Here is a 25,596-nt window from a genome sequence, read left to right as displayed (position 1 = left end):
CCCTACGAATCAGTGTCGTCCTCTTCGTTCGGCGGATATTTCTCATAGGATACTTCTCCGAGTTTTTCTTGTCCCAATTCCTCTGAGTCTGCTGATTGATCGGAATCGGGAGCACGCTCTGATCCGGAAGCAGACCCACTCGATGCATCATCGGTGGTTCCCCCGCCATCGTCCGTCTCTGTATCGCTGGTTTCTGAATCAGAATCTTGGATTGGTGTCAGATCTACAGGTAACTCCTCTTCAGGTGGGAAGTTTTCTCCCTCACTCGGCCGTTCAGGTGGCTCAGTTTCTGGGTCATCCAAGTTGCTTGTGTACTTGTCAGCGTCAGGTGCTTCCTCACGTTCATTCGGTGATGGGGAAGATTGTGTACTTGTCTCACCGTCTGAATTCCCCTTCATCTCATCTCTGCTGATAACAGTTCCATCGTCAGCAGTCTCAAACTGTAGAAGCTGCGACGGATTCTCTTTCATCCACTGTGTGATGCTTTCTGTCTGCTCGTCCAACACCTGCTGTAGCGTCCGCATTTTTCGATAGTTGCTGAGGATTCCCTCCCGTGCCATCTTGTCCGTCAGGAATTCACCCATATCCGTCAGGGTGTACACTTTCTTCGTCCCGACTTCTCCTCTTCCGAGAGAGACATCTATCAGACCTAGTTTCGCAGCTTCATCACGCCGTGTAACAATCGTCGACGAGGTCACTTCGATTTCCGGTTCAATTTCCGAATACGTCATCGGGCGCTCGTGAAGGAGCGTTAGGATTCCAATTGCGCCTTTCCGCTGTAGAAACTCCTCAAGAGTTACATCCATCAAGTTCGGTTTCAAGACCGAGTCATTTAGAAATACAGTCTAACTCCAATTTGGAATTTTTTGAGATGCCAAGAAATCGGTGAACAGCCGACAATAGGCCTTATACAACCGTTTTTAACCCTCTATTCGGAAACTACACCCGCATACATATGCTCCATATTCGAGTTTCTGTCTCTATGGTTGACGCAATCGCATTCTGTCGTATCCCACGGACGCATTGCGCGCGTTCACGCGTGTACGGGTGGCTTGATGAGTGATCCGTCTACTGTCGATGAGCTCGGTGCAGATCCTGCTTTGAATATGATCTCAAAGCAAGCTGACGAGGTCATAGAGCATGGTACTGATTGGGCGGAGCTCGGTCAGGAACTTGATGTCTCAATGTACCAGCGTGATGACTCGTACCCTGAGTGGCACGCTGAAACAACCGCTTTCGAGCCGATGTTCTTGGCAATGTTGTGGGCAAAAACCGAGGATGAATCCGTTACTGGGCTGTCCGACCGTCTCAAATCGAACCCAGAGATCGCTGAAGCGTTCGGATTCAACGAGGAGGAAATCCCGCACGGAGACACGTTCGCTCGTGCATGGCGAGAACGATTCGAGTCTCTACAGGAGACTATCGAACCGACAGCGAAAACAATCGACGAGATCGCCACGGAACGCGACAGTCCAATCGGCGGACACACCGGGCTAAAAATCGAAGAAACAGATGGGAAATCGAAACGCACAGAGCAACGTCTCCTTCGGAAGAAAACGAAAGAAGTGCTAGACGAAATGGCTGGTGTCGTGTTTCCCGAGCTTGATATCCCTCGTCCTGAGCATGCCATTTACGACCAAGACGATTTTCTAGAGTTGATGGCCGTCATGGGAATGGAGGGTGAAGCCGCGAATGGCGGTGCGGACATCCACGGCGATAAACTCGCGGAGAACAAAGATATTCACCCGACTGAAGACCCGTTCTATGAGGACGGAATGAGAGGAGAAACGCTGTTGAACGCAATTCACCAACTTTCCGTTCAGGGAATCACCGATATGGTGAATAACGCAGCGCGCCGTGCGTTGACCCGCATCAAACCGTACGCTGACTTCCCAGACCCCGTTTTCATGGCGATTGATATCACATACGTCGCGTACTATGGTGAACGCGACGGACTAGAATGGGTGACCGGCACACCCGATCATAAGCAGTACAAGTGGTGTCATAAATTCGCTACTGCAACACTCGTTGGAGACGGCGTCCACATGGTCGTCGGGATGCTGCCGGTCGGCAACCCAGACTTCACCGACAATCAAGCGTACCCAGGTAATAAAGAGAAATCGTACGTAATTGGGGATGTCGTTCGAGAACTCCTCTCCATGACGAAACACTACGTGACACCGCGATGCGTGTACGCTGACCGAGAGTTCGCATCCGCAGATACAATTTCAGCGTTTGAACAGCACAACATGAGGTACTTGATGCCAGCTCCACGGAATGACCGAACAAAACGCTGGCTCAATAGGAACGTGGACATGGAGCGCGGAATCGTGTCCGTCGAGCAAGAATGGGCATTACGTGGCGCGGTGAAACACGGCGTGTCGAACGAGCGCGTCACGACAACGCTCATCGGATTACCCGGTGACCCTGACGACGACCAGTACGGGTACGGTGAGACAGCTGATGAGGGCGAAGAACTCATTCCTGAAGAGGATCAGGCTGCGGTTCCGTTCTATACGAACACGCACGCAGAGGATGAAATCGCGCTTGACCGCAGACAGACGAAGCGGAAGGTCGAGCAGTACAATCGTCGTGGTGGGATTGAAACGGCGTACAAGAAGATCAAGGAGTTCACCGCGTGGACGACGTCGAAGGATTTCAGCGTCCGACTGTTCCATTTCGGATTCGCAGTCCTCCTGTACAACGCCTGGTTGATGGTCGATTTTCTCGTTCAGGCTGGGCTTGACGTGGATTTCCGGTCGAAGCCGCGGATAACTGCACAGCGATTCATTGCGTTTATCGATCGGCAGCTGACCGGGCTGATATAGCCGCTCTCTGACTTTCGCATTCGCCCGTTCGCGTAGAGCCATCAGTACGCTGTTCTTCAAATTTACCGGATTTTGTGTGTAGATGACTTTTTGATAGTTATGTAGCGGGCTTTTCCCCGAGATTAGCAGATGAAGCGTGATTAATTTGCCCAAAAACTGGGAATCCCGTACAGCAAATACCCGGTATTAGCAACTACAGGAAGCGAATTTAGTATCGCGATATATGATTTACAAGCCGACGCGGGCTCGTTCCCGCGTCTCGACCGCCACGCCACGCCTGGCGGATCGGCCGCTTTATCGCCGGGGCGCGGCAGATCCGGGTTTGACCGATTCCATCGCTCCGATTATCGGCTCCGTCGTGATCGCGTTCGCGCTCGTCACGCTGGTCGCGGGGTTCTTCCTCGGAGCCAACTGGACGCAGGCCGTGCTGGTCGGCGGATTCGCGAGCGTCGTGGCCGCCGCATCGGCGTGGTTCACGGAGCGGCGCGGAGCGGGCGAGGACTGAGTCCTCCCGCGCGGTCACGAGGTTATCGCGACTGAGACGGCGGGCGGAGGCTTTTATACGCGTCCGGGTTCGATATCTCGTAATGCGATTCAGTCGCGACCGTCGGGGCCAGTCGGTCGTGATCGGGACCGTGATCCTGTTCGGGTTCCTGATCTTGGCGCTCTCGCTGTATCAGGTGCAGGTGGTCCCGCAGCAGAACGGACAGGTCGAGTTCCAGCATTTCGAGGAGGTCCGGAACGACCTCGTTGAGCTTCGTAACGCGATTTCCTCTGCGGGACAGTCGGAACGGCCACAGTTCGTCGACGTGAGACTCGGGACGAACTATCAGACTAGGTTGTTTGCGATTAATCCGCCTGATCCAGCGGGAACACTACAAACAAGTCAACCGTATAATATTACAATCGATGACGGGACCAACGAACCGGTAAACATCTCGACGCGATTCGTTCGCTATCGACCGGGATACAACGAACTTCACGTAGGGTCGATCTGGTACGATAACTCTGTCCTGTACCTCGACGAACGGGATTCAGGAAGTCGTGCAGTGATCATCGAGGATCAGAACCTCGTGGTTGATAACGACACGCTCAGAATAACTGCTCTCCAGAACGAATTCCAAGCCTCTGGAACGCGTCGCGTCGCACTTGAATTGTACCCAACAGACGACGCGGCCAATCTGTCACAGCTTGAGGGTGAACTCAACGTCTCGATACCTACTAGACTGGACGCAGACGACGGATACTGGAAGGAGTCGATCGAAAACAGTTCTTCGGTCAGGTATGTTGGCATTGACGATAATGAATACCGCTCTTCTGACGATGTTTCTGCGCTACGTCTGGAGGTTGAGAGCTCTGATAACATCATTGTCAACTCGGTCGGAATTCAGTCGGAGCCTTCAGAGGGCGCAGTGAGCAATAGCGGCCAGGAAACGGATAGTGACGATAATAGCGGTAGTAATCCAACTCAAGCATCTGGAATCAATTCAGATGGTGACGCAAACACGTTCTGGGGCTCCAGTGGTGTACAATTTAATATTACGAACAATGGTGACGGGCCTGCGCAAATAGAATCTATTTCGGTTGATTCGACGACATCCGCCGAAGCAGAGGTGCTCAAAGAGAGAAATGGGGGTTCTGGACCAGGGCTAAACGAAATCTTCGTTGAGTCCTCATCAAATAGTGGTTTCTACGAGGCAGGTGATGGGGGATCCAGCAGTTATTCATTTGGACCGCAGGTTGACTTATCGTCGACTGTTAGCATTAATACTGGACGTAGTGCCACAATCACATTGACATTCTTCCAGGGTGGGCCTGGTGGGTCTACCAGCCGCGTAGATATGACTGGTGAAAAAATCAATTTGACTTTCTATCTCGGTGATGGGAGTCAAAAATCGCTTACCATTTCGGTTCCAAATTAACATATTCTCTACACAGTTATTTCCACAATCGACGTAAACACCCATCGACAAAGCCAAATGCCGGCCCAATGAACGACCGTGTATGACCGAAGTCGGCATCGACGCCGTCGAGATCTGGACCGGAAAGCTCAAGCTCGACTTGCCGGGCACGTTCGCGCCGGAGAAGGGCGACGACCCGGAGAAGTACACGAAGGGGCTCGGGCTCAACAACTCCTCGTTCCCGGACGTCTACGAGGACATCGTCACGATGGGCGCGAACGCCGCGAAGGGCTTGATGGACCGCAAGGGGCTCGAACCCGCGGACATCGGCCGGATCGACGTCGCCACCGAGTCGGCGTTCGACCACTCGAAGCCGGTGTCGACGTACATCGCGGGTTGTCTGGAGCAGGTGTACGACGGCGACTTCACCCACGCCAACAAGGGCGAGCGCAAGTTCGCCTGTCTGGCGGGGACGCAGGCGATAGACGACGCGTACAACTGGATCCGCGCCGGCCGGAACCGTGACCGGCCCGCGCTCGTCATCACGACTGACACCGCGCTGTACGCCCGCGGCGACCCCGGCGAGGCGACGCAGGGCGCCGGCGCCGTCGCGATGCTGATCGACGAGGACCCCTCCATCGTCGCGCTCTCGACCGATCAGGGGTACGGATCGAAGGACGAGACGGACTTCCTGAAGCCGAACCAGCAGTTCCCGAGCGTCGACGGGAAACGCTCCGTGCAGGTGTACCTCGCCCGGATGCGGGAGGCGCTGGAAGACTACGAGTCAGTCACCGACGACATCGAGCTCGACGACTTCGCGTACGCCCCGTTCCACACGCCGTTCCCGGGGATGGTCCGGAAGGCGGCCCTGCTCGCGTACCGGCACGTCATCCGCGACACGGAGTACGAGGACGAGCTCGCCGAAGAGATCGGCCGCCAGCCCCGCGAGGGCGACTTCGCGGACCGCGAGGCGTACGAGGAGGCGATCAGCGACTACATGGACGAGCTGAAGACGACGGAGCAGTACCAGACGTGGTACGACACCGCCGTGGAGCCGACGCTGGGGCTCTCCCGGGAGGTCGGCAACTGGTACACGAGCTCGGTCCACATCGCCCGCGTCAGCGCGCTGCGCGACGCCCTGACGCGCGATACGTCGTTCGTCGACGAGACGCTGCTCGTCGCGTCGTACGGCTCCGGCGCGCAGGCGGAGATCCACGCGGAGACGATCCGCGAGGGATGGCGCGAGGAGATCGAGGGGCTCGACATCGACGACCAGCTCGCGGCCCGCTACGACCTCTCGTGGGACGAGTACGAGGACGTCCACGACGTCCACGAGTACGACATGGACGTCGAACGCGAGATCGAGGAGTTCACGCAGCCGGACGGGGAGTTCGTCTTCACCGGCTGGGGCCGGATGAACGAGCGCAAGTACGAGTACGTCGAGTAGCCGTTCGTCCGCGGTCGGCGGCGAGATCAGGCTTCTCGATCCCCTCTCTGTGGCTCCGCTACCCGTGAAAACGGGTCACACGACGCCTCTCGAATACGATGGGTTTAAACGACGTTAGGCTGAAATTCACCTCAATGGTAACCATCTACGACGTGCCGGCGGACGCCCTCATCGAGGAGGTCGCCGCGCGACTCGAGGACCGGATCGACGAGCCCGACTGGGTCGAGTTCGCCAAGAGCGGCTCCGGCAAGGAGCTCCCGCCGGAACAGGAGGACTTCTGGTACGTGCGATCCGCGAGCCTCCTCCGGAAGGTCGCCCAGAACGAGCCGATCGGCATCGAGCGGCTCGCCACCGAGTACGGTTCGAAGAAGCGCGGCTCGAACCGGTACATCGTCCGACCGGGCCGCCACTCCGCCGGCTCCCGCAAGCTGATCCGCTCGTCGCTCCAGGCCCTCGAAGAGGAAGGGCTCGTCACGACCGCCGCCGGCGAGGGCCGCCGCGTCTCCGACGAGGGCGAGGCGTTCCTCTCCGAGGTCGCCGCCGACGTCTTCGAGGACCTCGACCACCCGGAACTCGAACGCTACGCGTAGATCGCCGTTCGCTTTTCTCGTTCCGCCCGTCCGGCGAGCGGCGGCTCTCGCGTACACTCGCCGTTCAGGCCTCTATTTCCGGCCGTAGAGCGCCCGCAACCGCGTGTCGACGCTCGATGCTGTTCTCCGCGCATTCGAGGTGTATATTGAATAACGCTATACGAAATGTCTACCCATCGGCGAGATTATCTTCTCGGAGTCGTCGCGACCTGTTCGCCGAAGCGGCGGCTATCGGACTGAACTGACAAAAAGGGTGGAAAGCTAGTCGGACGCGTCGGCGACGCGCTATCCGGTGTTCTTCATCCCGGCGGCGATGCCGTTGACCGTGAGCCGGAGCGTGCGCTCCTCCTCCTCGGTGCGGTGGGTGCGTCCGAGCAGGTTCGCCTGCAGCAGGTTCAGCGGGTCGACGTAGGGATTCCGTCGGTCGAGGCTCTCTTCGAGCCACTCGCGTCGGAGGAGCCCGTCGCGGCCGCTAATCGAGAGGACGAGTTCGCGGCCGCGCTCGTACTCCCCGATCAGCTCGGGGAAGAAGCGGTCGCGGAGCTCGTCGTCGGCGAGGTCGGCGTACTCGGCGGCGATCTCCGGCTCCGTCCGGGCGAGCGCGAGCCCGGCGTTGTCGAGGGTGGTGCGGAAGAACGGCCACTCCTCGTACATCTCGCGGAGCGTTTCGAGCCCCTCGTCCTCGCCGACCTCGTCGAGGTAAGCGTCGATGCCGGAGGCGAGCGAGTACCAGCCGGGGAGGATGAGCCGCGTCTGAGTCCACGAGAACACCCACGGGATGGCGCGCAGGTCCTCGACGGTGCGCTCGCCGGAGCGGGAGGCGGGCCGCGAGCCGAGGTTGAGGTCCTCGACAACGGAGATGGGCGTCGCCTGCCCGAAGTAGTCGACGAACCCATCGGTGTTCAGGAGGTCGCGGTACGTCTCGCGGGCGGCGGGCGCCATCGTCTCCATCGCGTCGACCCACGCGTCGGGGACGCGCTCGGTGGGCTCCTCGTGGGTCTCGTGGCGGGCGCGGATCTGCGCGTCGAGCATCTGCTCCAGCTCGCGCTCGGCTATCCGGGGGTTGGCGTACTTCTCGGCGATCGCCTCGCCCTGCTCGGTGAACTTCACCTGTCCGGTGACGGTCTCGTTCGGCAGCGCGAGCAGCGCCTCGTTCATCGGGCCGCCGCCGCGCGAGATGGAGCCGCCGCGGCCGTGGAACAGCCGGAGAGTGACGTCCTCCTCGCGGCAGAACCGCGCGATCCGGCGCTGGTTCTCGTAGAGGTCCCAGTTCGCGGCGAGGAAGCCGTTCTCCTTGTTGGAGTCGGAGTAGCCTAACATTACTTCCTGCACGTCGCCGCGCACCGCCAGCGCGGTCGCGTACGCCTCGTTGTCGAACAGCGTCCCGAGGATGCGCTCGGCGCCGTTGAGCGCGGACTCGGTCTCCAGCAGCGGGACGACGTCGAGCCCGCAGTGGTCCGGCAGCGATACCGCGCCGACCTGGTCGGCCAAAAAGAGCACCTCGAGCACGTGGCTCGGCTCCTCGGTCATCGAGATGCAGTAGGTGTCGATCGCCTGCTGGCCGTACTCCTCCTGCCACTCGGCGAGCTCGCTGAACCGCTCCAGCACGCGCTCGGTCGTGTCGGAGACGTCGCCCGGGTCGTCGGCGTCGACGACGGGGTCGTCCTGGAGGATGGCCCGGGTGAGGAACTCCTCGCGCGACTCCTCGTCCATCTCGCGGTAGTCGACGCCCTCGCTCGCGACCGCCTCGGCGACGGCCTCGGTGTGGTTCTCGCGGTGGTCGCGGAGGTCGAGCGACGCGAGCGTGAACCCGAACGTGTCCACCTGTCGGCGGAGCGGTTCGACGAACGACTCGCGGACGGCGTCCTGGCCGTCGGCCCGGAGCGACTCGGCGATCACGTCGAGGTCGGCGAGGAACGCGTCGCCGTCGGGGTACTCGCCGGGGCGCACGTCGTCCACGCGGTCGAGCCGCTCGCGCATCAGCCGGAGCTTCTGACGGTACGGCTCGTCGGGGTAGCGCTCCCGCGCCTCCTCGACGACGGTCGGGAAGCGCTCGGCGTCGGCCGCGAGCGACTCCGTGAGTCGGTCGTCGATCGCGTACCGCTCGCCGTCCTGGCTCAACACGGCCGAGAGCCGCTTACACCGGTCGCGGTACTTCTCGATGGCGACCGCCCGCTGGCGCTCGAGCGTCTCGTCGGTGACCTCGGGCGTGACGAACGGGTTGCCGTCGCGGTCCGACCCGGCCCACGAGCGGAACTCGAACAGCTTCGGGCAGTCGACGTCGTCGTACTCGCCGGAGATGGTCTCCTCGAACTCCTCGTAGGCGTCGCCGACGACGTCGAAGAGGGTGTTCTCTAAGTACCAGCCGACGTTTCGCGCCTCGTCTTCCGGCTCCGGGCGGCGCTGGCGCACCTGTCGGGTGCCCCAGAGGCTCGTCACCTCGGCGGTGACGTCGCGCCAGATCGCGTTGCGCTCGCGCTCGGTTAGGTTGCGCTCGTCGAGCTCCTCCAGGTGGTTGGCGATCGACCGCAGCTTCGCCTTCACCGTCGCCCGGCGGGCCTCGGTCGGGTGGGCGGTGAACGTCGGCTCGATGAGCACGTCCTCCAACAGCTCGCGCAGCTCGTCCGGCCCGACGCCCTGCTCGGCGAACTCCGCGATCGTCGCCTCGAAGGAGTCGTGGAGGGCGCCCTCGTCGTCCGCGTTCCGGATGGCGCGGACGCGCTCGCGCTCCTCGGCGAGGTTGATCAGCTCGAAGTAGGTGGTGAACGCGCGGGCGACGATCTCCTCGCGGTTCGACGAGAGGTCGCCGACGGTCTCCTGGAGCCGGTCGCGGCTCTCCGCGTCGCCGCGGCGGTACCGGATCGCCGCGTTCCGTAGGTCTTCCACCGTCTCGTACGCCTCCGTGGAGGCCTGCGCGGCGAGGACGTCGCCCACGAGCGCGCCGAGCTCCCTGACGTCCGTCCGCACGTCTCGATTGTGCAACTCCATGACACAGTCACACCCGTCGCGGCGGGTTAAAAGCGATGTCCGAACGAATGTTTGCCTCGGTTCCGAGTGAATATCCCGATCGATCGTGCGTCGCGGGAGGCGATCGCTCGTCCGTCTCACCGATCGAGGAGATCGAATCTCCGTTTCGAACGTACTCGCGAAGCGGTACGTTTCTCGTTTTTACCGTTTGATAACACGTTCATCGCCGTTCCGACTTCCGCCCGTTTCGCGTCGGGATCGGAGCCCGTGACGGCGGCGTGGGCCCGTGGCTCCCCATCGCGAGGGAGGTCGCGACGTCCGGCCCCCGTTTCGCGCGGAGCTCGGTGAACCGGTTCCGTGGGAGACAGCGATATCGACGTCAAGAGGCCAGTTGGAGACGGTTCATCGATCACAGATCGACGGGCGCGTCCGGACGATCGCGCCGATCGACGTTCCGACTCGCGGTTTTCTCGGGTACGACGTGATGCGGATCGCTTCCGTCTGCGGGCTGTAGGTCGCCTCTTCGGGCCCGACTACGAGCCGTCGGACGACCGCGTTCAACACCGGATTCGTACTGAGAAGTGACTGTATAAGAAAGTGATACTTGTCGCGCGCGGACGGATACCGGGCCTCGGTAGCCCGTGCGCACGGTCTCCTCTCGCTCCGCGAGGTCCCGCACGACCCTCTCGCTCCGCGGGAGCTCTCGTGACTCAGTCGCAGCCGCCGGCGAGGCTGTCGATTCGAGGCCGGATACGCGGAAATCCCGTCGCCTCGTCGGTCGACCGTAACCCGGACGGTGTCCATTCAGAGCTACGGCTTGACACTGATAAGTTGTTGCAGTGCGGTCCTCGAAACGGGGAGTCGGGTTAATCTTCTTTAGTGCTCCGAGCCAAAAGAGGCGCAATGTCGCCGAGCACGCTATTCAGCGGCGTCGATCCGGGGTGGGTCGCGCTCCTCTCCCCGGAGCTCGCGAGCCGTGCACAGTTCGGTTGGACGATCTCCGTTCACATCCTCTTCGCGTCTCTCTCGATCGGTCTCGCGCCGTTTATCATCTACTTCACCTGGAAGGACGTGCGAACGGACGACGAGCGGTTCGCGCGACTGCGCTCGTTCTGGGTGACGGTGTTCGCCGTCGGCTTCGTCATGGGGACGGTCACCGGGATCCCGATGAGCTTTCAGTTCGGGACGAACTTCCCGCAGTTCTCGGCGGTGGCCGGCGAGCTCATCGGCGGTCCGCTGGCCTTCGAGGCGAAGATGGCCTTCTTCCTCGAGGCCGTCTTCCTCGGCGTGCTGCTGTACGGACGAGAGCGCGTCCGGGATCGAACCTACGTCCTCTCGTCGGTGCTCGTCGGCGTCGGCGCGTGGCTGTCGGGGTTCTGGATCCTGATCGTCAACGCGTGGATGCAGACGCCGAGGGGATACGAGATGGTCGCCCGCGACGGGATGGAGGTCGCCCGGCTCACCGACCCGAGCGCCGCGTTCCTCAGCCCGCGAATGCCCTGGATGTACGTCCACATGATCAACGCGTCGGTGATCGCGGTCGCGCTGTTGGTCGCGGGCGTCTCGGCGTACATCGTCTGGAAGTCCCGCGAGACGGAGGCGTGGAACACCGCGTTGAAGCTCGCCGTGGTGATCCTCCTCGTCACCGCGCCGATGCAGGCCGTCCACGGCGACGCCTACGCCCGCCACGTCCAAGACACCCAGCCGCAGAAGTTCGCGGCCATGGAAGCCCACTACGAGACGGACGAAGCCGACTTACATCTGCTCGCGTTCCCGAGAGACGTCGACGCGCTCAACGATCCCCGCGCCGAGAACCTCGTTACGGTGAGCCTGCCACGAGTCGGGTCGTTCCTCGCCAGCGGGGGCGACTTCGACGCCGAGGTGATCGGGTTGAACGAGTACGAGGAGAACCCGCCCGTCGCCCTCGTGTTCTGGTCGTTCCGCGTGATGGTCGGGCTCGGCTTCCTGTTCATCGCGCTGGCGCTGTGGGGCGGCTATCTCACCTACGACGGGCGGCTCTCCGACAGCGACCGCTATCTGAAAACGATGGTCGCGGCGTCGCCGCTCGGATACGCCGCCCTGCTCACGGGGTGGTACGTCACCGAGATCGGTCGCCAGCCGTGGGTCATTCAGGGGGAGCTCAGAACCAGTGAGGCGGTCTCCCCGACGCTGACCGGGGCGGAGGCGACCCTATCGCTGATCGGGTTCGTCGGGGTCTACGTCGGGCTGGTGGTAACGGCGCTGTACGTCCTGAAATGGTTGGTCCGAGACGAACTCCGGACGCTCGGCGCAGACGAGTCGGTCGACGACAGTTGGCGCGGCCCGCTCCCCGAGGTGAGCGGCGATGACTGAGTCGTTGCTGCCCGTCGACGCCTATCTCGTCTCCTCGCTGCCGGAGATCTGGTTCGGCGCCGTCGTGTTCGCGCTGGGGACGTACGTCGTCCTCGACGGGTTCGACTTCGGGATCGGGATGCTGTACGCGACCCGGACGACCGAACACGAGCGAGAGACGTTCCTGTCGGCGTTCGGTCCGGTCTGGGACGCCAACGAGGTGTGGCTGATCGCCTTCGGGACGATGCTGCTGGCGGCGTTCCCCCGGGTGTACTCCAGCCTGTTTGCGGATCACTACCTGCTCGTGTTTGGGTTCGTGTTCGCGCTGCTGTTCCGCGGGGTCGGTCCGGAGCTCCGCGAACAGCGCGACGACGAGCGGTGGAAGCGGTACTGCGACTACTCCTTCGTCGGCGGCAGCGCACTCGCACCGCTGCTGTTCGGGGTGCTCGCGGGTCGCTGGGCGTTCGACGCGGCGACGCTGTCGCTTCCGGCGCTCCTCACCGGCGTCTGCCTGACCGCGGTCTCGGTCGCCACGGGAGCGGCGTTCCTCGCGGCGAAAAGCGAACCGGACCTGGCGTCGGACCTGCGCCGGTACGGCGTCGCCGCGACGCTGGCGTACCTCGTCGGGACGGTCGCGCTGCTGGCGTCCGCCGTCGCGACCGACGCGGCCGGTGCCGCCGAGACGGTCCTCTCGCTGCCCGCGGCGGCGGTCGTCGCTCTCTCGATCGCCGCGGGGCTGGGAGGGATCGTTCTGGCCAGACGCGGCCGGTACCGCGCCTGGCTGGCGAGCGCGCTGGCGCTCCCCGCGCTGTTGAGCGTGCTGCTCGCGCTCTTGCTGTACCCGACGATCTACCCGCCGACCGGGCTGACCGTCAGGGCGGCAGTCGTTTCGCCGCTGGCGCTGAATCTCGTGACCGTCCTCGGGTTCCCCGTCCTGCTGCTGGTGCTGTGGTATTTCAAGTACCTCTACGGCGTGTTCAGCGGCCCGGTCGACGCCGAGGGGTACGGGGGGTAACCCCGTCGCGTCGCGCACCGCGGTCTCACTCGCGGGCGGCGCCGTGGAGCCGGTCCAAGCCGCGCAGGCAGGCGCGACCGACGCCGGCCCCCGCGACGGCGACCCCGTAACTGCAGAGGAGGAACGGAGGCCAGTAGAGCCGGAACAGGAACTGGGGGACGACGCGCTCCCCGACGACCGTGAGCGCGACGAACAGCGCGTATCCCGGCACGGCGAGCGGTGAGTGCAACCGCGCGTCGAGCGTCCCGAGGACCGGGGGCACCGTGAGCAGTGAAAAGAGGCACACCACGCCGGGTCCCGCGACGGCGACCCACCACGCGTCGCGGTCAGCCATCGTGCCGCCCCGGTCCGCGAACGTGTCGTCACGGTCCGCAATCGCGTCGTCACGGTCCGCTCCCGGCCCTCCGTCGCTCTCGCTCGTCACGTCGTCGCCTGCAGTCGTCATAACGCCGACCCCCGTCGTTCGATACCGTGCCGGGACAGCAACCGCTCGGCGATCAGCTCCGTCCACCGGACCTGCGTGTCGACGTCGAGGTAGAACTCCGTGAGCTCGACGAGCACGCCGGCGGTGTCGAGGTCCGCGCTCACCTTGTGAATCAACATGGGAGACGTCCCCCTCAGCGTGTTACCGCGCCGGAACCGGTGAGCCCACATCGACGCCGGGACCGCCGCCTCGTTCACGCGGTCGGCGACGGCGTCCGCGTCGCTCGTCGCGTCGCCGGCCGCGGTCGGAAACAGCGCCTGCCCGACCCACCGACCGTGCGTCCCGTAGATGCCCCGCGACCGGTGGAGGTCGACGACGACGTCCGGGTCCGCGGCGGCGACGAGTTCCCAGAGGCTCCGCGCGAGCGGCGTCTCGGGCTCCCCGCCGATCGAGAACTGTCGGTTGAGGTCGCCGTCCGGACCTTCGCGCTCGTTCCGGCGAACGGCGACGACGTTCGCCCACGGCACGACGACGACGGACCCGTCCGTCACCTGCCACTCCGCGATCCGTTCCGCGGCCCGGTAGCCGCTCACCTCGTTTCCGTGGACCCCGCCGACGACGACCGCCGTCGGCCCGTCGTCGCCGGAGCCGACCTCGAAGTAGGGGGTCTCCCGTCTCGTCCCCGGGCGCAGCGCTCCCGTCTCGATCGTCGTCTCCGCCGCCGGCGACGGCTGGCGCGGCCCGGGATCGCCGCCGGCCGTCGCGCCGAGCGTCGCGCCGGCCATCACGGAGCCCGCTACCGTCGCGCCCGCGGCGAGGACGGCCCGTCGTTTCATGTCCGGTTCACGATCCACAGACACGTTATTACGGCGATGGTAACCCCGGCGCGGCGGATCCGAACGGCCAGAGGAGGGGATCGACGACGAGTTCGCCGCTCCGAACGCTCACCGGTAGCAGATCGCCGAGCAGGTGAGACGCGTATCCGACCGCGAAGCCGTTTCCCGCCGCGGAGCGGTCCGCGCTCCTCGCGACCGCGACGACGCCGGCGAGGGGCGGAACCGCGAGGAAGACCGAACGCCCGAGCGCGTATCCCGTGGCGAACACGTCGAACCGGTAATCCCGTTCCGAGCGGCGAGGCCGGAGATCCTCCCGGAGAGGGCGGATGGTCGGCCGTTTATCATCCGTATAATAAGACCGGTTACGGGGGAATCACCCGGCGTGACGGGAGACGGAACCGAACGGGACGTCGAGCGGCTCACGGTGGCGATGAACGTCATCTCCAAGAAGTGGCACCCGGTCATCGTCCAGCGGCTGTTCGCCGACGGGCCGTTACGGTTCAGCGAGCTCCAAGAGCGCCTCGACGGGATCTCCTCGAAGGTGCTCACCGAGAGCCTCGAGGAGTTGGTCGACAACGGGCTCCTCGACAGGACCGTCGTGAGCGAATCCCCGAAGCGGGTCGAGTACGCCCTGACCGACGACGGGCGAGATCTGCAGTCGATCCTCTCCTCGCTGGCCGCGTGGGGGGAACGGTACCTCGACCCCGATCCGACCGTCCTCCTCGTCGACGACGACCCGCGTCTCGTGAACATGTACGCCGGCTGGCTCGAGGAGGAGTACGAGGTCGTGCGGGCGTATCACGGAGAGAGCGCCCTCTCGAAGCTGTCCGAAGACGTCGACGTCGTGCTGCTCGACCGACGGATGCCGGGGATGCCCGGGGAGGAGGTCCTCGAACAGATACGCGACTGGGGGTTCGACACGCGGGTGATCATGCTCACCGCGATCATCCCCGACTTGGACATCCTCGACATGCCCTTCGACGCGTACCTCACGAAACCGGGGACGAAAGAACAGCTCACGCAGCTGGTCACGGACGTGTTGACGAGGGACTCCTACGACGACCGGACGCAGGAGTATCTGGTGTTGAACGCGAAGCGCGCGCTGCTCGAAAGCAAGTTCGCGGCGGTAGAGCTGGCGCGCGACGACCGATACGAACAGCTGCTCGCCCGGCTGGCGACGCTCGAGTCGGAGATCGACGATCCGGCCGAGGGGCACGACGGCCCGGACCAGCTGGTCACGGCCCTGGAGCCGGACGGCGACTCATGACGCGGTTTCACCGTCTCACAACAACGTATGACTGACGAAACGGTTATGTCCGTGCTGCTGATCGAGGACAATTCCGCGGACGCGCGGATCCTCCGGGAGCAGTACAAAACGGCGAAGCGGACGGGGCTTTTCGAACGCATACTCGACAGGAGCGGCTTCGAGAGCGTCGAGTTCACCCACGAGGAGACCGTCGACGGGGGAACGGCACGCCTCCGCGAGGGGACGTACGACGTCGTCCTCCTCGACCTCCAGCTTCCCGACAGCGAAGGCGCCGAAACGGTCGACGCCGTCGTCGACGTCGACCCGAACGTTCCGATCGTGGTCTTGACGGGGATGCCCGAACAGCGACTCGGCGGGGAAGCGGTCGCGAGGGGGGCGCAGGATTATCTGGTGAAAGGGGAGCTGACGCCCGAGATGGTGCTTCTGACCGTCCAGTACGCCATCAAACGGAAGAAGACGGAACGGACGCTCAGGAGACGCACGAACCAGCTCGCGATCCTGAACCGTCTCACCCGTCACGACGTTCGAAACGACGTCAGCCTCATCCTCGGTCGGGCTTCGGAGCTGACCGACCACGTCGACCCGCGCGGACAGTCGATCCTCGAGGAGATCAGACAGTCGGGCACCCACGTCCTCGAGCTGACGGACATGATCGGCGAGGCCCTGGACGCGATGGCCGACGATCGGGACTCGCTCGGCGACGTGGACCTCGAGGAGATCCTCAGGGACGAAGTCGAGAAGGCGACCCGCCTGTACGGGGGCGCGGAGGTGACGCTCGGGTCCGTCCCCGAGACGTCCGTCAAGGCGAACAAGCTGCTCTCGTCGGTCGTCGCGAACCTGATCAACAACGGGGTGCTGTACAACGACAAGGAGACGCCGACCGTTCACGTCGACGCGGTGGCCGACGGCGACACCGTCACGATCAGGGTCGCCGACAACGGGACGGGGATCCCGAAACACCATCGCGAGGCCGTCTTCGCCGAAAACACGAAGGGGGCCGAAAGCACCGGGCTCGGCGTGGGGCTGACGCTCGCCCACCGACTCGTCACGCAGTTCGGCGGCGAGATATCCATCGAGGACAACGACCCCGAGGGAACGGTGTTCCTCGTTTCGCTGCGGCGGACCACGGACTCGTCCGGGGCCGTGTGAACGGGCCCGAGGCGTATCGAGGGGCCCGCCGCGATCTGACTCTCCGTCGACGAGGTTGCTCTCCGATCGGTGGCGGCGTGGGGGTATCCGACCCGCTATCGGCGGAGACGTGACGAGGTCGCTGAATTCACATCCGTCTACGAGAAGCGAGCTCGATTCTTCGAAAAATACCGAGGGTTCCAGGCGGGTCCACGCCGTCGCGTCGGTTACCCGCTCGTCTCGCCGTCGGTTTCGTTGCCCGCTTCGCTGTCCGTTTCGTTGCCCGTCTCGCCGTCGGTTTCGTTGCCCGCTTCGCTGTCCGTTTCGTTGCCCGTCTCGCCGTCGGTTCCGTCGGTACCGCCATCTGTTCCGTCATCGGTGCCACCGTCGGTCCCGTCGGTGCCACCGTCAGTTCCGTCCTCGGTACCGCCGTCAGTCCCGTCGGTACCACCGTCAGTTCCGTCATCGGTGCCACCGTCAGTCCCGTCGGTTCCGGTGCCACCGTCAGTCCCGTCGGTTCCGGTGCCACCGTCAGTCCCGTCGGTTCCGGTACCGCCATCTGTTCCGTCGGTTCCGGTGCCGCCATCGGAGCCGCTTCCCGTCCCGTTCGAAGGCCCTTCCGGCTCGTCTGAACAGCCGGCGAGACCGATTATTCCGGCCGCACCGACGATGCTAACGAACTTCCGGCGGTCGAGCTCTTTGCGTACCATGGGTTGTACCCCATCGAACCCTCCGTGCTCCGTCCACATTGCTACGAGCCAGATAAGGGAATAACCGAACTGTTAATCCGAAATGGCGCCGTGAAACCCGGTGTAACTGCGTGATACGACGATTGAAACGGTCGATACTCAGAGAACGACGAGAGAGTCACGGGGCGTCAGTGCTTCCGAACGACGCGTCGCGGGCGTCGCCCCAATTAGCGTTGCCGTACGTCGGCGGCCGGCCGCACGGGCGCTGTTTCCCTCGTCTTACCGCGAGGTAACCGAACGAGTCACACGCGCGTTGTCAGAGATATATATCGGTGGTCGCCTCGGTTCCTCGTACAGATGCGCCACAGCCGGATCCCGTCCGGACGTCCGCAGGCACAGTCCCCCGTCGAGCGCTCGGTCTCCACAGAGCCGTCAGAGGGCCGCTCGGGTCGGTCCACCGGAGGCCGGGCACGCCCGACGGCGAGCCGCGGCCGATCGCGTGTCCGGTCGGTTCGCCGTTCTCAACGGCGACAACGTGTACGACGCCGAGGGCCGGCGGTCTCGGTTCGCTTCGCGACGCGCGCCTCGACGGGGCGAGCGTCGGTTCGCACGGGTCCCGGCGCGCGTGGAGCCCGCACGCGACGCGAGTTCGATCCCGTCCGAGAGTCTATGACCGGTCTCTCACCGGTCCGGGACGCGAGCCGACGCTCGTGCTCTTAGGTCGATCCAAACCGAGCGATCCGCCGTGGGATTACACCGATACTACTGTAATGGCGTCTCCTCTGACTGTCACGGTGAAACCACGAGACGGAGCGGCCTCGTCCGGTCTCACCAACGTCTCTTCGCGTATGCGTTCGCGAGACGAATCAGAGACGCAACCATACCGAGTTGACTGAAACTCGGTGAAAGGGTGAGAAATATGGTGTAATCACCCGAAATTGTATCTCCCATTTATCTATCTGTGGATGGTTGCGTCCACTCGAGGGTGAGCCACAGATGCAAGCAGCATCCAAATCCGAAGGAGACGAACCGACGGGATCGGAACCGGAGGCCGGCGACGTGTCCGCCGAGTCGCTTCCGGGTATCGAGAAGGCTGACTCCGACGCCGAATCGCTCGAACTGGACGACGTGTTCCACGTCTTACAGAACGAGCGACGGCGAAACGTCCTCCGCTACCTGGACGACGTCGACGATGACGTCGTCGAGATGCGCGACATGGCCGTACAGATCGCCGCGTGGGAGAACGACACGACGGTACAGAAGCTGCACTCGGACCAGCGCCAGCGCGTGTACATCGCGCTGTATCAGTCCCACCTGCCGAAGCTGGACAGCTTGGGGCTCATCGACTACAACAAACCGCGCGGCTACGTCGAGCCCCGACCCCGGCTCGATCGGGTCCAGCGGTACTTGAACCTGGAACCGCCCGGAGAGAGTCCACCGGAGGGGGGGTCCGCGTCCGCGGAGGAAAGCGAGCGGCACAAGACGGTCCTCGGGGCCGCGGGCGGCGCCGCGCTCGCGGTGGCCGCCGGCTGGGTCGGCGTGCTGATGACCTTCCCCTCGGGGATCGCCGTCGCGACGGGCGTGCTCGCGATGTTCGTCGCCGCGACGGCGTACACGTACCGCTCCGCACTCGTGCCGTCGCCCGCCGAGAACTGAACGGCGACCGACACCCGCCGAGAACCGAACGGCGACCGACGCCCGTCGAGAACCGAACGGCGACCGACACCCGCCGAGCGACGACGACTCTTTGTTTCGGGAGCGATCTGACACGGAGAGGGTCGAACGGCGGTATCCGATGCGGTAGTCCGGGGCCGGTCGCCGCCCCGACTCAGAGGTCCTCGACGAGCTTGCCGAACGCCTCGGTCGGGACCACCTCCATCGACTGGACGTCGAGGCCGTGCCGCTCCATGATCAGCGAGGCCTTGAAACAGACGTCCCGGCTCGGTGCGTCCAGCAGGACGAGGAAGTCGTGTTCGCCGAGGACCGCGTACGAGTCCGTGACCTCGGCACCGGCCTCCGTACACTCCTTCCGTATCGGTCCCCAGATCGCGGCGAGCTCCTGGGGGTTCTGCACGTCCGCCGTCCGGATGTCCGCGAGGAGCGCGTACTCCGTGAACTCGTTCTGCTGTGGCATCACCCCATCTCGACGGTCCCGAGAGTAAGTTATGAGTTTGTTAATTCGCCGACGGTCGTCCCGACCCGGACGACCGCATCCGCCGCTCTCGCGTCGCGGCCGCGTCCCGGAGCGCCGAGCGCCAGATCGGGGTCCGACGCGTTCGGGCCCCCGATGTCCCGTCCGCGGAACTCCGGGCCGTTACGTCAGACGTAACCGACCGCCGGGCCGCCTCCCGAGTCGCCCACGGCCGCCTGAGGTGAGTCATAATAATACGAACGGGAGACGATTCCCGCCCAGATGGGACGTTCCGAAACGAACGAGGTCCGCGATTCACTCGGAGGCGACGTCGCCTCCGTTCTCGTCTCTGCCCCCCCTCCGGTGTTCCCGGCATCCCGCGTCTCTCCGGGCGCGTTCAGTGACGATCCGCGGACGGCGGTCGGTTCCGTCGTCGGTCGAGCCGTACCGCGACAGCGCGCGACGGCGCCGGGGGAAACATTAATTTAGGCACAACGACCTACTCAGAACGGATCAAAACGTTTGTGGTAGAGCCCGCTCAAACCGATCTCACTGGTCACACGTGAACACGCATCATCCCCGAACACGCAGCATCCCCGCTCTGTCCCGCACTCGGGTTGCTTTCCGGCGCCCCGTGGCAAAGAGCACCTCTCATCGGTCGAGCGCGCGAGAACCGACGTCGATCGTCCGCCGCGTGCCGCGAGGTCTGAGACCATGAGCGGGGCCCGTGAACTCGGGCGATCCGCCGTCGTTTCCCTCCTTCTCGTCGCGGTCGTGTGTTCCGGCGCGGCGGCCGGCATCGGGCAGGCGTCGCTGGCGGGAGGCGCGACCTCGGGAACTGCCCAGGACGTGACTTCGGGGACCGCCCAGGTCGACTCGGGCGGCGCCGCGATCCAGAACGTGACGCTCGAGGGCCCCGGTTACAACGAGTCGCAGTACGAGATGATCGACGACCACCCCGGCCCCGCGTTCGTCTGGCAGGAGGAGGAGCTCCGCTTGAACGTCACCGTCGCGTCTCACAACGACAGCGGGTCGTACGACCTCTGTGGACGGGGCTTCAGCGAGAGCCAGAACTCGTCGGTCTCGTTCGACTGCGAGGCTGTCGAGCTCTCCGCCGACTCCACCCGGACCGTCGTCCTCTCTACCGGTTCCTGGCCGGACAACGCGACCGGGAACCACACCGTCCTCCTGGAGCTGTCCGACCCGGGCCTCAGCGACGACCAAGTCGTCGACCAAACGACCTTTCAGGTGAGAGTGATCGAGAAGGAGGGCGATCTCACCGGAGACGGGCTCACGAACGCGGAGGAGTTCGAGCACGGAACGGACATCACGACACCCGACACGGACGGTGACGGACTGACCGACTGGGAGGAGGTGAAAACGTACGGAACGAACCCGCTGGTGCGCGACACGACGGGCGACGGCGTCAACGACGCGACGCTCGTTCGGTTGGGACTCGATCCGACCGAGCCGTACCTCCTCCACCGATACGTGGCCGCGGCGCTCCTCGCCCTGATCGCGATCGCCTGGGCGGGCGTGCTGACGGTCCGCAGATACAGGGGCGAGGAGGCGAGCGCGGGATCCGACGCGCCGGACGCCGACGGCGCCGACGGCGCCGGGGCGGATCAGCCCTCGACCGACGGGGAGGCCGGGGAGGAGCGGCCGCCGATCGACGAGTCGATCCTGACGAACGAGGAGGTCGTCTGCCGGCTGCTCGACCGAAACGAGGGGCGAATGCGACAGAGCGAGATAATCGAGTCGACGGAGTGGTCGAAGGCGAAGGTGAGCCGCGTGCTGTCGGACCTGGAGGAAGAGGGGGTCGTCAGCCGAGTCCGGATCGGTCGCGAAAACGTCGTGGACCTGCAATCCGAAGACGACGACGTCGAGCTCTCGAACCGCCGGGAGTAGCGAGCAAACCGGCATCGACGAACCGGACGACCGCCGGAACGGACACCCGACGGAACGGTCGCCGATTCGGACACCGCGACCCCGCGAATCGGTGGGCGACCTCGCCGAACTCGGCCGGCGGGCGGTCGCGCCCGCACCGAGCGGTCGCGCCGCGGTCTGCGCCGGGTCACCGCACCTCGTCGAGCGGGACGAACCAGTCGCCCCGAGCGGAGACCCACGCCGTTCCCTCGTCCCCGTCCGCCTCAGAGCGGGGACGGAAGATGATGCACTCGTCCGGCTCGTCGTCGTGCTCCAGGATCTCGGCGACGGTATCGGTCGCCGCGTACTCCGTCGTCGGACTCGGTCGGTGGACCATCACGTCCCGACGATCGGCTCGGGAGCCATTAACTATCGACGGGCTATCCGCGACGAAACAGTACTAAGCGTCAACATAAAACACGGGATATCTCAGGCGCGTCGTGTCGGCGGGGACCGACGGCTCTCTCACCGTGCGTCCGCCCGCTTAATCGGCGGTAATCGCCCCGGTTACTGTCCTGTTAGTGATTGCTTTTGTAGTCGGGGGGCGTCCGTCGATGCGAGAACACGATGGCGGACCAACCCTACCCCGAAGGCGAGACGGAGAGTCGGTCGCGGCGGTCGGCGCTCCGCTCTCTCGGGGGCGTCGGCGCGGCCCTGATCGGCGGCGTCGGGAGCGCGGTCGCCGGCGGCGTCGGAACGTACCGACGCGACCGGTCGTCCGAGAACGGCGGCGGCGACGGGATCCCGGACGAGCTGAAGCGGTCGGAGGCGTTTCACGACCGGCTCGTCGACCGCTTCGGTGCCGACTCGTTCGAGGGGCTGGAGGTCGGCCGGGCGGACTTCCTCGTCGACGCGAGATACGTCGGGAACGCGACGGTGGACGAGTCCGTCAAGCGGCGTCTGGAGACGCTGTTCCGCGACAACGGCATCCACATGCAGTGGCTCGACCACCCGAACCGGATCGACGAAGGGCGTTTCCTCGAGACGTACGGGAACGACGTGCACAGCATTCTCTGGGCCAGGGAGAGCTTCTACGCCCGCGAGGTCGAGGCCGATCTGAAAAACGTCGCCTTCCAGCTCGTCGTCGTTCCGGGGCGGCGCGAACCGCCGCACGTGGGCCGCGTCTACTGCCACCTCTCCGACGGTTTGCGCGATCGGTGGAACAACGGGTGGGTCAACGGGATGAACGCCGGGAACAGGGCCGTCGTCGGTCACCGCGAGTCGCCCCGCGAACAGGCGCGGCTCGCCCTCCACGAGATCGCTCACCTCGTTCTCTGCCACGACGACGACCCGGCGAACACCGGGGAGATGGGAACTCAGCGGCGGCTCGACCTCACCGACGACGAGTGGGCGGCGCTGCGGAACGGTCTCGACGCGGTCCGGGACACCACGGGCTACGACGTCGCCTTCCGCCGGTGCTCGTGGACGGAGTACGCGCCCGCGTAGCCGCCGACGCGCTTCCGATTGTCCGCCGTTGGACCCCGCCGCCGCGACTCTCGTTTCGGGTCGCCGGCGGGGACCGCGGTCGAAGGCGCGAGACGATAGGGTATCGGACGCGTGGAGTCGACGGGATTTTCGAGCAAAAAGCAGGAGGGTGGCGGTGGCGGCGGTTTGCGCGGATCCTGTGACTCTTCCCCCCTTTCGGAGCGGCAGGGTACTCAACTCCGATCGGCCGTGCCGGAAGTGTCGTCCACTTCGGCATCAAACGCTACGCCCGTCACCAGTATTATTATCGGTGTGGTAAACGCCGGAGCCACGGGCTCCGCTCCGGGAGTCGGGAGCTCGCGACCGAAGCCGCGGGGTTCCGCCCGCGAGTCGGCGAACGCGCGGCTCACCGGTGACAGCGCGGACCGGCCTGAGCGGCGAGTCGAGGGCACGCGCGAGTCGGACGCGACCGAGTCGGGCCGGTCGTCCGCTCGCGGCGACGACCGTCACTGCACGACAGCCGTGTGGTCTCGTGGGAACCGGTCCCTCGACCACTCGAGTGAAGAAGGGGTTCGCGCGGCCGCGAGGGGGATATCAGAGGAGCAGCGAAACGACGAAGAGAACGAGGAACACCAGCACGAGGATCTTCGCGATGCGCATCGATACCCCCGCCACGCCTCGCAGTCCGACCACCGCGGCCAGGACGGCGAGAACGAAGAAGACCAGCGCGATCTCGAGGAACCCGCCCGTCTGTAACGTCACGAGGTCGGCGTAGCGCATCAGCGGACCGACCTCCGCGTTCGATCGACGCTCGGATCCCTCGGTTCGCTCTCCGTCAGTGGTTGGCGCATGGCTCCGAATTGCGCCGGTGACCCTTGTTTATCAGTCAGGTAATCCGCCCCGCGTTGCGGGACGCTCCGCCGGACGACTTCGCTCCCGGTCTGCCGGAGCTCCTGGCGCACGCGGTTCGGACCGGAACCGAACGGCGGACGGTGGTCTCGGAGGACCCCTCGTCGCGATCGGTCACGGTCCGTCCGATCGACGAGGACCGGTACCTGCTGTTCGAAGAGCCCCACGAACCCGACGTCGAGCCTCGGTTCGGTCATGGGGTCACTGGCGTTCAGAGGCGGATATTATCGGGAGGGTAAACGGACCCGCCCTCCCTCCGCGGCTCGCGCGCCGGAAACTCCTCTCAGGCGGTCGGGACGCGCTCGCGGGCGGTGTCGGGGCGGGTCGTTCGCATCGCCTCCCGCCCGGCGACGTACACGCGTTCGACGGTGGGAGTCGGGTCGGGGTCGACGACGAGCACGTCGGCGCGGGCGCCCTTCCGGAGGCGACCGCGGTCGTAGAGCCCGACGGCCTCCGCGGGATTGACCGTGACTCGGGCGACTCGCTCCGCCAGCGGTTCGCCGGTGTCGACAAAGGGGGCCTTCAGCAGCGACCGCGGGTGGTAGTCCGTACAGAGGGCGTCGACGACGCCGGCGTCGACGGCGTCCCGGGCACTCAGGTTGTCCCAGAGGCTCCCGCCGCGCACGAGGTTCGGGGCGCCCATCGTCGTCGCGATCCCGTGTTCCGACGCGGCTCGCTCCGCGGCCGCCAGCGTCACCGGGAACTCGCTGATCGACGCGCCCATCGCGGCCATTCTGTCGACCGCTTCGGGCGAGTCGTCGTCGTGGGACGCGAGCGGCACGCTCCGATCGCGGGCGATGGCCGCCACCCGATCGGCGTACGCGGCGCGCTGCCGCGTCGACGTGTTCCGGCGCCGGACCGCGAGCGCCGCGGCCGCCTCCCGCGTGCAGTCCCGCTGTTCGACGTAGTGATCGCTGAACTCCTCCTCGTCGAACTGCGCGCCGTCCGGGACGTGATGCATCACGGAGACGAGGTCGACGGGGACCTCTTCGAGGAGCGATTCGACGGCCCCGACGCTCTCCTCCGAGAGCTCGCACCGCGCGTGGATCCGGTTGTCGCCCAGCGTCTCCCCCGCGTCGGCGAGCGCCCGACACAGGGCGGTCGCGTCGGCGATCGAGCGGTCCTCCGACGGCGTCTCCTCGAACGCGATCGCGTGGAACTTCGTCGTGATCCCGGCCGAGACGTTCCCGCGGTCGGCGGCGATCACGGCCTCTCGCGCGTCGACGCGCGCGCCAGAACGCGGATACAGTTCGTCCTCGACGTCGTCTCCGTGGAGGTCGATGAGCCCGGGCATCACCACGTTCCCGTCGGCGTCGACCGTCGTCGCGTTCCCGTCGGCGTCGACCGTCGTCGCCCCGGAGACCGGTTCCGTCCCGGCGCGGCCCACCTCGGCGATGCGACGGTCCGCGAGGACGACGCGCCCGCCCTCGACGACGCCGTGCGGGGTCACGATCCGGCCGTTCCGGATCTCGACGAGTTCGGTCATCGGCTCCCCCCGGCCGTCGGCGCGTCAGCCCGGTTCGTTCGTCGGTACATATCCCGACCTTGGATCGGCACTCTCTTTATTAATCACTCACTCAGCCGCGTGAAAGTTGGCGCAATTCAGCGATCGGAGCGACTAAGACGCGGTTCACGCGGTCGTAACTGAACCCTCCGAGAGAAATCCACGGTCGCTTCGGTCCGCACATCCGATTCGCTCGGTGCGGTTTACGCGCGTCGAAACTCCCGAATCCGACGGAAACGCGTCGTCTACACGCGACCTGTTCGTCGAACGGTTCGCGG

21 protein-coding genes are annotated in these 25,596 nt (G+C 64.7%); 12 read left to right on the top strand and 9 right to left on the bottom strand.

Going from position 1 to position 25,596, the window contains the following annotated elements:
* Nucleotides 1-2: 2 nt before the first annotated feature.
* On the bottom strand, nt 3-806 hold the full coding sequence (locus tag FGM06_RS05140; protein ID WP_144798062.1) for a winged helix-turn-helix domain-containing protein: 804 nt from the start codon (nt 804-806) through the stop codon (nt 3-5).
* A gap of 249 nt (nt 807-1,055) precedes the next feature.
* Between FGM06_RS05140 and FGM06_RS05135 the strand changes: the two genes are divergently transcribed.
* The 5 genes from FGM06_RS05135 to FGM06_RS05115 all read left to right on the top strand — a co-directional run bounded on the left by FGM06_RS05135 (nt 1,056) and on the right by FGM06_RS05115 (nt 6,766).
* Nucleotides 1,056-2,828 (top strand): transposase, encoded by a 1,773-nt coding sequence (locus tag FGM06_RS05135; RefSeq protein ID WP_206668668.1) that lies wholly within the window; start codon nt 1,056-1,058, stop codon nt 2,826-2,828.
* Between the two features lie 322 nt (nt 2,829-3,150).
* A complete protein-coding gene (locus tag FGM06_RS05130; RefSeq protein WP_144798061.1) occupies nt 3,151-3,333 on the top strand; it encodes a hypothetical protein in 183 nt (60 codons plus the stop codon).
* Nucleotides 3,334-3,415: 82 nt separating this feature from the next.
* A complete protein-coding gene (locus tag FGM06_RS05125) occupies nt 3,416-4,750 on the top strand; it encodes a hypothetical protein (protein WP_144798060.1) in 1,335 nt (444 codons plus the stop codon).
* Between the two features lie 82 nt (nt 4,751-4,832).
* Complete coding sequence (gene hmgB, locus FGM06_RS05120; RefSeq protein ID WP_144798059.1) at nt 4,833-6,176, top strand: hydroxymethylglutaryl-CoA synthase; 1,344 nt, start codon at nt 4,833-4,835, stop codon at nt 6,174-6,176.
* Nucleotides 6,177-6,310: 134 nt separating this feature from the next.
* Nucleotides 6,311-6,766 (top strand): 30S ribosomal protein S19e, encoded by a 456-nt coding sequence (locus tag FGM06_RS05115; protein WP_144798058.1) that lies wholly within the window; start codon nt 6,311-6,313, stop codon nt 6,764-6,766.
* Between the two features lie 285 nt (nt 6,767-7,051).
* Here FGM06_RS05115 and ppc read toward each other — a convergent pair whose 3' ends face one another.
* Nucleotides 7,052-9,754, bottom strand: a complete 2,703-nt coding sequence (gene ppc / locus FGM06_RS05110) for a phosphoenolpyruvate carboxylase (protein WP_144798057.1) — start codon at nt 9,752-9,754, stop codon at nt 7,052-7,054.
* An 882-nt stretch (nt 9,755-10,636) separates the two neighbouring features.
* On the opposite strand from ppc, the gene FGM06_RS05105 reads away from it, so the two are divergent.
* Together FGM06_RS05105 and FGM06_RS05100 are read left to right on the top strand one after the other, a co-directional pair.
* Nucleotides 10,637-12,085 carry a cytochrome ubiquinol oxidase subunit I gene (locus tag FGM06_RS05105; protein WP_144798056.1) on the top strand — a complete coding sequence of 483 codons (1,449 nt, stop codon included), beginning with the start codon at nt 10,637-10,639 and terminating at the stop codon, nt 12,083-12,085.
* Nucleotides 12,078-13,079: a cytochrome d ubiquinol oxidase subunit II gene (locus tag FGM06_RS05100; protein WP_144798055.1), complete on the top strand. Its 1,002-nt coding sequence runs from the start codon at nt 12,078-12,080 to the stop codon at nt 13,077-13,079. Before FGM06_RS05105 ends, FGM06_RS05100 begins: the two co-directional genes overlap by 8 nt.
* 25 nt (nt 13,080-13,104) lie before the next feature.
* Here the strand turns inward: FGM06_RS05100 and FGM06_RS16190 are convergent, their stop codons facing one another.
* On the bottom strand, nt 13,105-13,524 hold the full coding sequence (locus FGM06_RS16190; protein ID WP_206668667.1) for a hypothetical protein: 420 nt from the start codon (nt 13,522-13,524) through the stop codon (nt 13,105-13,107).
* Nucleotides 13,521-14,339, bottom strand: coding sequence for a M99 family carboxypeptidase catalytic domain-containing protein (locus FGM06_RS05090; protein WP_144798054.1), 819 nt, complete (start codon nt 14,337-14,339; stop codon nt 13,521-13,523). Before FGM06_RS05090 ends, FGM06_RS16190 begins: the two co-directional genes overlap by 4 nt.
* Nucleotides 14,340-14,721: 382 nt before the next feature.
* On the opposite strand from FGM06_RS05090, the gene FGM06_RS05085 reads away from it, so the two are divergent.
* On the top strand, nt 14,722-15,606 hold the full coding sequence (locus FGM06_RS05085) for a winged helix-turn-helix transcriptional regulator (RefSeq protein WP_241662528.1): 885 nt from the start codon (nt 14,722-14,724) through the stop codon (nt 15,604-15,606).
* 27 nt (nt 15,607-15,633) lie between these two features.
* Nucleotides 15,634-16,755, top strand: a complete 1,122-nt coding sequence (locus FGM06_RS05080; protein ID WP_144798053.1) for a hybrid sensor histidine kinase/response regulator — start codon at nt 15,634-15,636, stop codon at nt 16,753-16,755.
* Between the two features lie 206 nt (nt 16,756-16,961).
* Here FGM06_RS05080 and FGM06_RS15985 read toward each other — a convergent pair whose 3' ends face one another.
* Nucleotides 16,962-17,444 (bottom strand): hypothetical protein, encoded by a 483-nt coding sequence (locus tag FGM06_RS15985; RefSeq protein WP_186310970.1) that lies wholly within the window; start codon nt 17,442-17,444, stop codon nt 16,962-16,964.
* Between the two features lie 975 nt (nt 17,445-18,419).
* Here FGM06_RS15985 and FGM06_RS15980 point away from each other — a divergent pair.
* Nucleotides 18,420-19,079, top strand: a complete 660-nt coding sequence (locus tag FGM06_RS15980; protein WP_186310969.1) for a DUF7344 domain-containing protein — start codon at nt 18,420-18,422, stop codon at nt 19,077-19,079.
* 172 nt (nt 19,080-19,251) lie between these two features.
* Here FGM06_RS15980 and FGM06_RS05065 read toward each other — a convergent pair whose 3' ends face one another.
* Nucleotides 19,252-19,557: a GYD domain-containing protein gene (locus FGM06_RS05065; protein ID WP_144798052.1), complete on the bottom strand. Its 306-nt coding sequence runs from the start codon at nt 19,555-19,557 to the stop codon at nt 19,252-19,254.
* A 711-nt stretch (nt 19,558-20,268) separates the two neighbouring features.
* Here FGM06_RS05065 and FGM06_RS05060 point away from each other — a divergent pair.
* The gene (locus FGM06_RS05060; protein ID WP_144798051.1) at nt 20,269-21,462 is read left to right on the top strand and encodes a helix-turn-helix transcriptional regulator; all 1,194 of its coding nucleotides are present in this window, start codon (nt 20,269-20,271) and stop codon (nt 21,460-21,462) included.
* A 166-nt stretch (nt 21,463-21,628) separates the two neighbouring features.
* Here the strand turns inward: FGM06_RS05060 and FGM06_RS05055 are convergent, their stop codons facing one another.
* Nucleotides 21,629-21,817 carry a DUF7511 domain-containing protein gene (locus tag FGM06_RS05055; protein ID WP_144798050.1) on the bottom strand — a complete coding sequence of 63 codons (189 nt, stop codon included), beginning with the start codon at nt 21,815-21,817 and terminating at the stop codon, nt 21,629-21,631.
* A 230-nt stretch (nt 21,818-22,047) separates the two neighbouring features.
* On the opposite strand from FGM06_RS05055, the gene FGM06_RS05050 reads away from it, so the two are divergent.
* Nucleotides 22,048-22,926 (top strand): hypothetical protein, encoded by an 879-nt coding sequence (locus tag FGM06_RS05050; RefSeq protein ID WP_144798049.1) that lies wholly within the window; start codon nt 22,048-22,050, stop codon nt 22,924-22,926.
* Between the two features lie 573 nt (nt 22,927-23,499).
* On the opposite strand, the gene FGM06_RS05045 is transcribed toward FGM06_RS05050, so the two are convergent.
* Both FGM06_RS05045 and FGM06_RS05040 read right to left on the bottom strand, forming a co-directional pair.
* On the bottom strand, nt 23,500-23,685 hold the full coding sequence (locus FGM06_RS05045; protein WP_144798048.1) for a DUF1328 family protein: 186 nt from the start codon (nt 23,683-23,685) through the stop codon (nt 23,500-23,502).
* Between the two features lie 412 nt (nt 23,686-24,097).
* On the bottom strand, nt 24,098-25,300 hold the full coding sequence (locus tag FGM06_RS05040; RefSeq protein ID WP_144798047.1) for an alpha-D-ribose 1-methylphosphonate 5-triphosphate diphosphatase: 1,203 nt from the start codon (nt 25,298-25,300) through the stop codon (nt 24,098-24,100).
* Nucleotides 25,301-25,596 lie beyond the last annotated feature (296 nt).

Origin of the sequence: Halorubrum depositum (genome assembly GCF_007671725.1) — an archaeon.
In the GTDB taxonomy this organism is placed as follows: domain Archaea; phylum Halobacteriota; class Halobacteria; order Halobacteriales; family Haloferacaceae; genus Halorubrum; species Halorubrum depositum.
This window is presented reverse-complemented; position numbering and strand designations above follow the sequence as displayed.

What these genes read in the sequence shown, in the direction of transcription:
- FGM06_RS05140 (WP_144798062.1), bottom strand. Translation starts at nt 806, where the DNA reads ATGGATGTAACTCTTGAGGAGTTTCTACAGCGGAAAGGCGCAATTGGA.
- FGM06_RS05135 (WP_206668668.1), top strand. Translation starts at nt 1,056, where the DNA reads ATGAGTGATCCGTCTACTGTCGATGAGCTCGGTGCAGATCCTGCTTTG.
- FGM06_RS05125 (WP_144798060.1), top strand. Translation starts at nt 3,416, where the DNA reads ATGCGATTCAGTCGCGACCGTCGGGGCCAGTCGGTCGTGATCGGGACC.
- hmgB (WP_144798059.1), top strand. Translation starts at nt 4,833, where the DNA reads ATGACCGAAGTCGGCATCGACGCCGTCGAGATCTGGACCGGAAAGCTC.
- FGM06_RS05115 (WP_144798058.1), top strand. Translation starts at nt 6,311, where the DNA reads ATGGTAACCATCTACGACGTGCCGGCGGACGCCCTCATCGAGGAGGTC.
- ppc (WP_144798057.1), bottom strand. Translation starts at nt 9,754, where the DNA reads ATGGAGTTGCACAATCGAGACGTGCGGACGGACGTCAGGGAGCTCGGC.
- FGM06_RS05105 (WP_144798056.1), top strand. Translation starts at nt 10,637, where the DNA reads ATGTCGCCGAGCACGCTATTCAGCGGCGTCGATCCGGGGTGGGTCGCG.
- FGM06_RS05100 (WP_144798055.1), top strand. Translation starts at nt 12,078, where the DNA reads ATGACTGAGTCGTTGCTGCCCGTCGACGCCTATCTCGTCTCCTCGCTG.
- FGM06_RS16190 (WP_206668667.1), bottom strand. Translation starts at nt 13,524, where the DNA reads ATGACGACTGCAGGCGACGACGTGACGAGCGAGAGCGACGGAGGGCCG.
- FGM06_RS05090 (WP_144798054.1), bottom strand. Translation starts at nt 14,339, where the DNA reads ATGAAACGACGGGCCGTCCTCGCCGCGGGCGCGACGGTAGCGGGCTCC.
- FGM06_RS05080 (WP_144798053.1), top strand. Translation starts at nt 15,634, where the DNA reads ATGACTGACGAAACGGTTATGTCCGTGCTGCTGATCGAGGACAATTCC.
- FGM06_RS15985 (WP_186310970.1), bottom strand. Translation starts at nt 17,444, where the DNA reads ATGGTACGCAAAGAGCTCGACCGCCGGAAGTTCGTTAGCATCGTCGGT.
- FGM06_RS15980 (WP_186310969.1), top strand. Translation starts at nt 18,420, where the DNA reads ATGCAAGCAGCATCCAAATCCGAAGGAGACGAACCGACGGGATCGGAA.
- FGM06_RS05065 (WP_144798052.1), bottom strand. Translation starts at nt 19,557, where the DNA reads ATGCCACAGCAGAACGAGTTCACGGAGTACGCGCTCCTCGCGGACATC.
- FGM06_RS05060 (WP_144798051.1), top strand. Translation starts at nt 20,269, where the DNA reads ATGAGCGGGGCCCGTGAACTCGGGCGATCCGCCGTCGTTTCCCTCCTT.
- FGM06_RS05055 (WP_144798050.1), bottom strand. Translation starts at nt 21,817, where the DNA reads ATGGTCCACCGACCGAGTCCGACGACGGAGTACGCGGCGACCGATACC.
- FGM06_RS05050 (WP_144798049.1), top strand. Translation starts at nt 22,048, where the DNA reads ATGGCGGACCAACCCTACCCCGAAGGCGAGACGGAGAGTCGGTCGCGG.
- FGM06_RS05045 (WP_144798048.1), bottom strand. Translation starts at nt 23,685, where the DNA reads ATGCGCTACGCCGACCTCGTGACGTTACAGACGGGCGGGTTCCTCGAG.
- FGM06_RS05040 (WP_144798047.1), bottom strand. Translation starts at nt 25,300, where the DNA reads ATGACCGAACTCGTCGAGATCCGGAACGGCCGGATCGTGACCCCGCAC.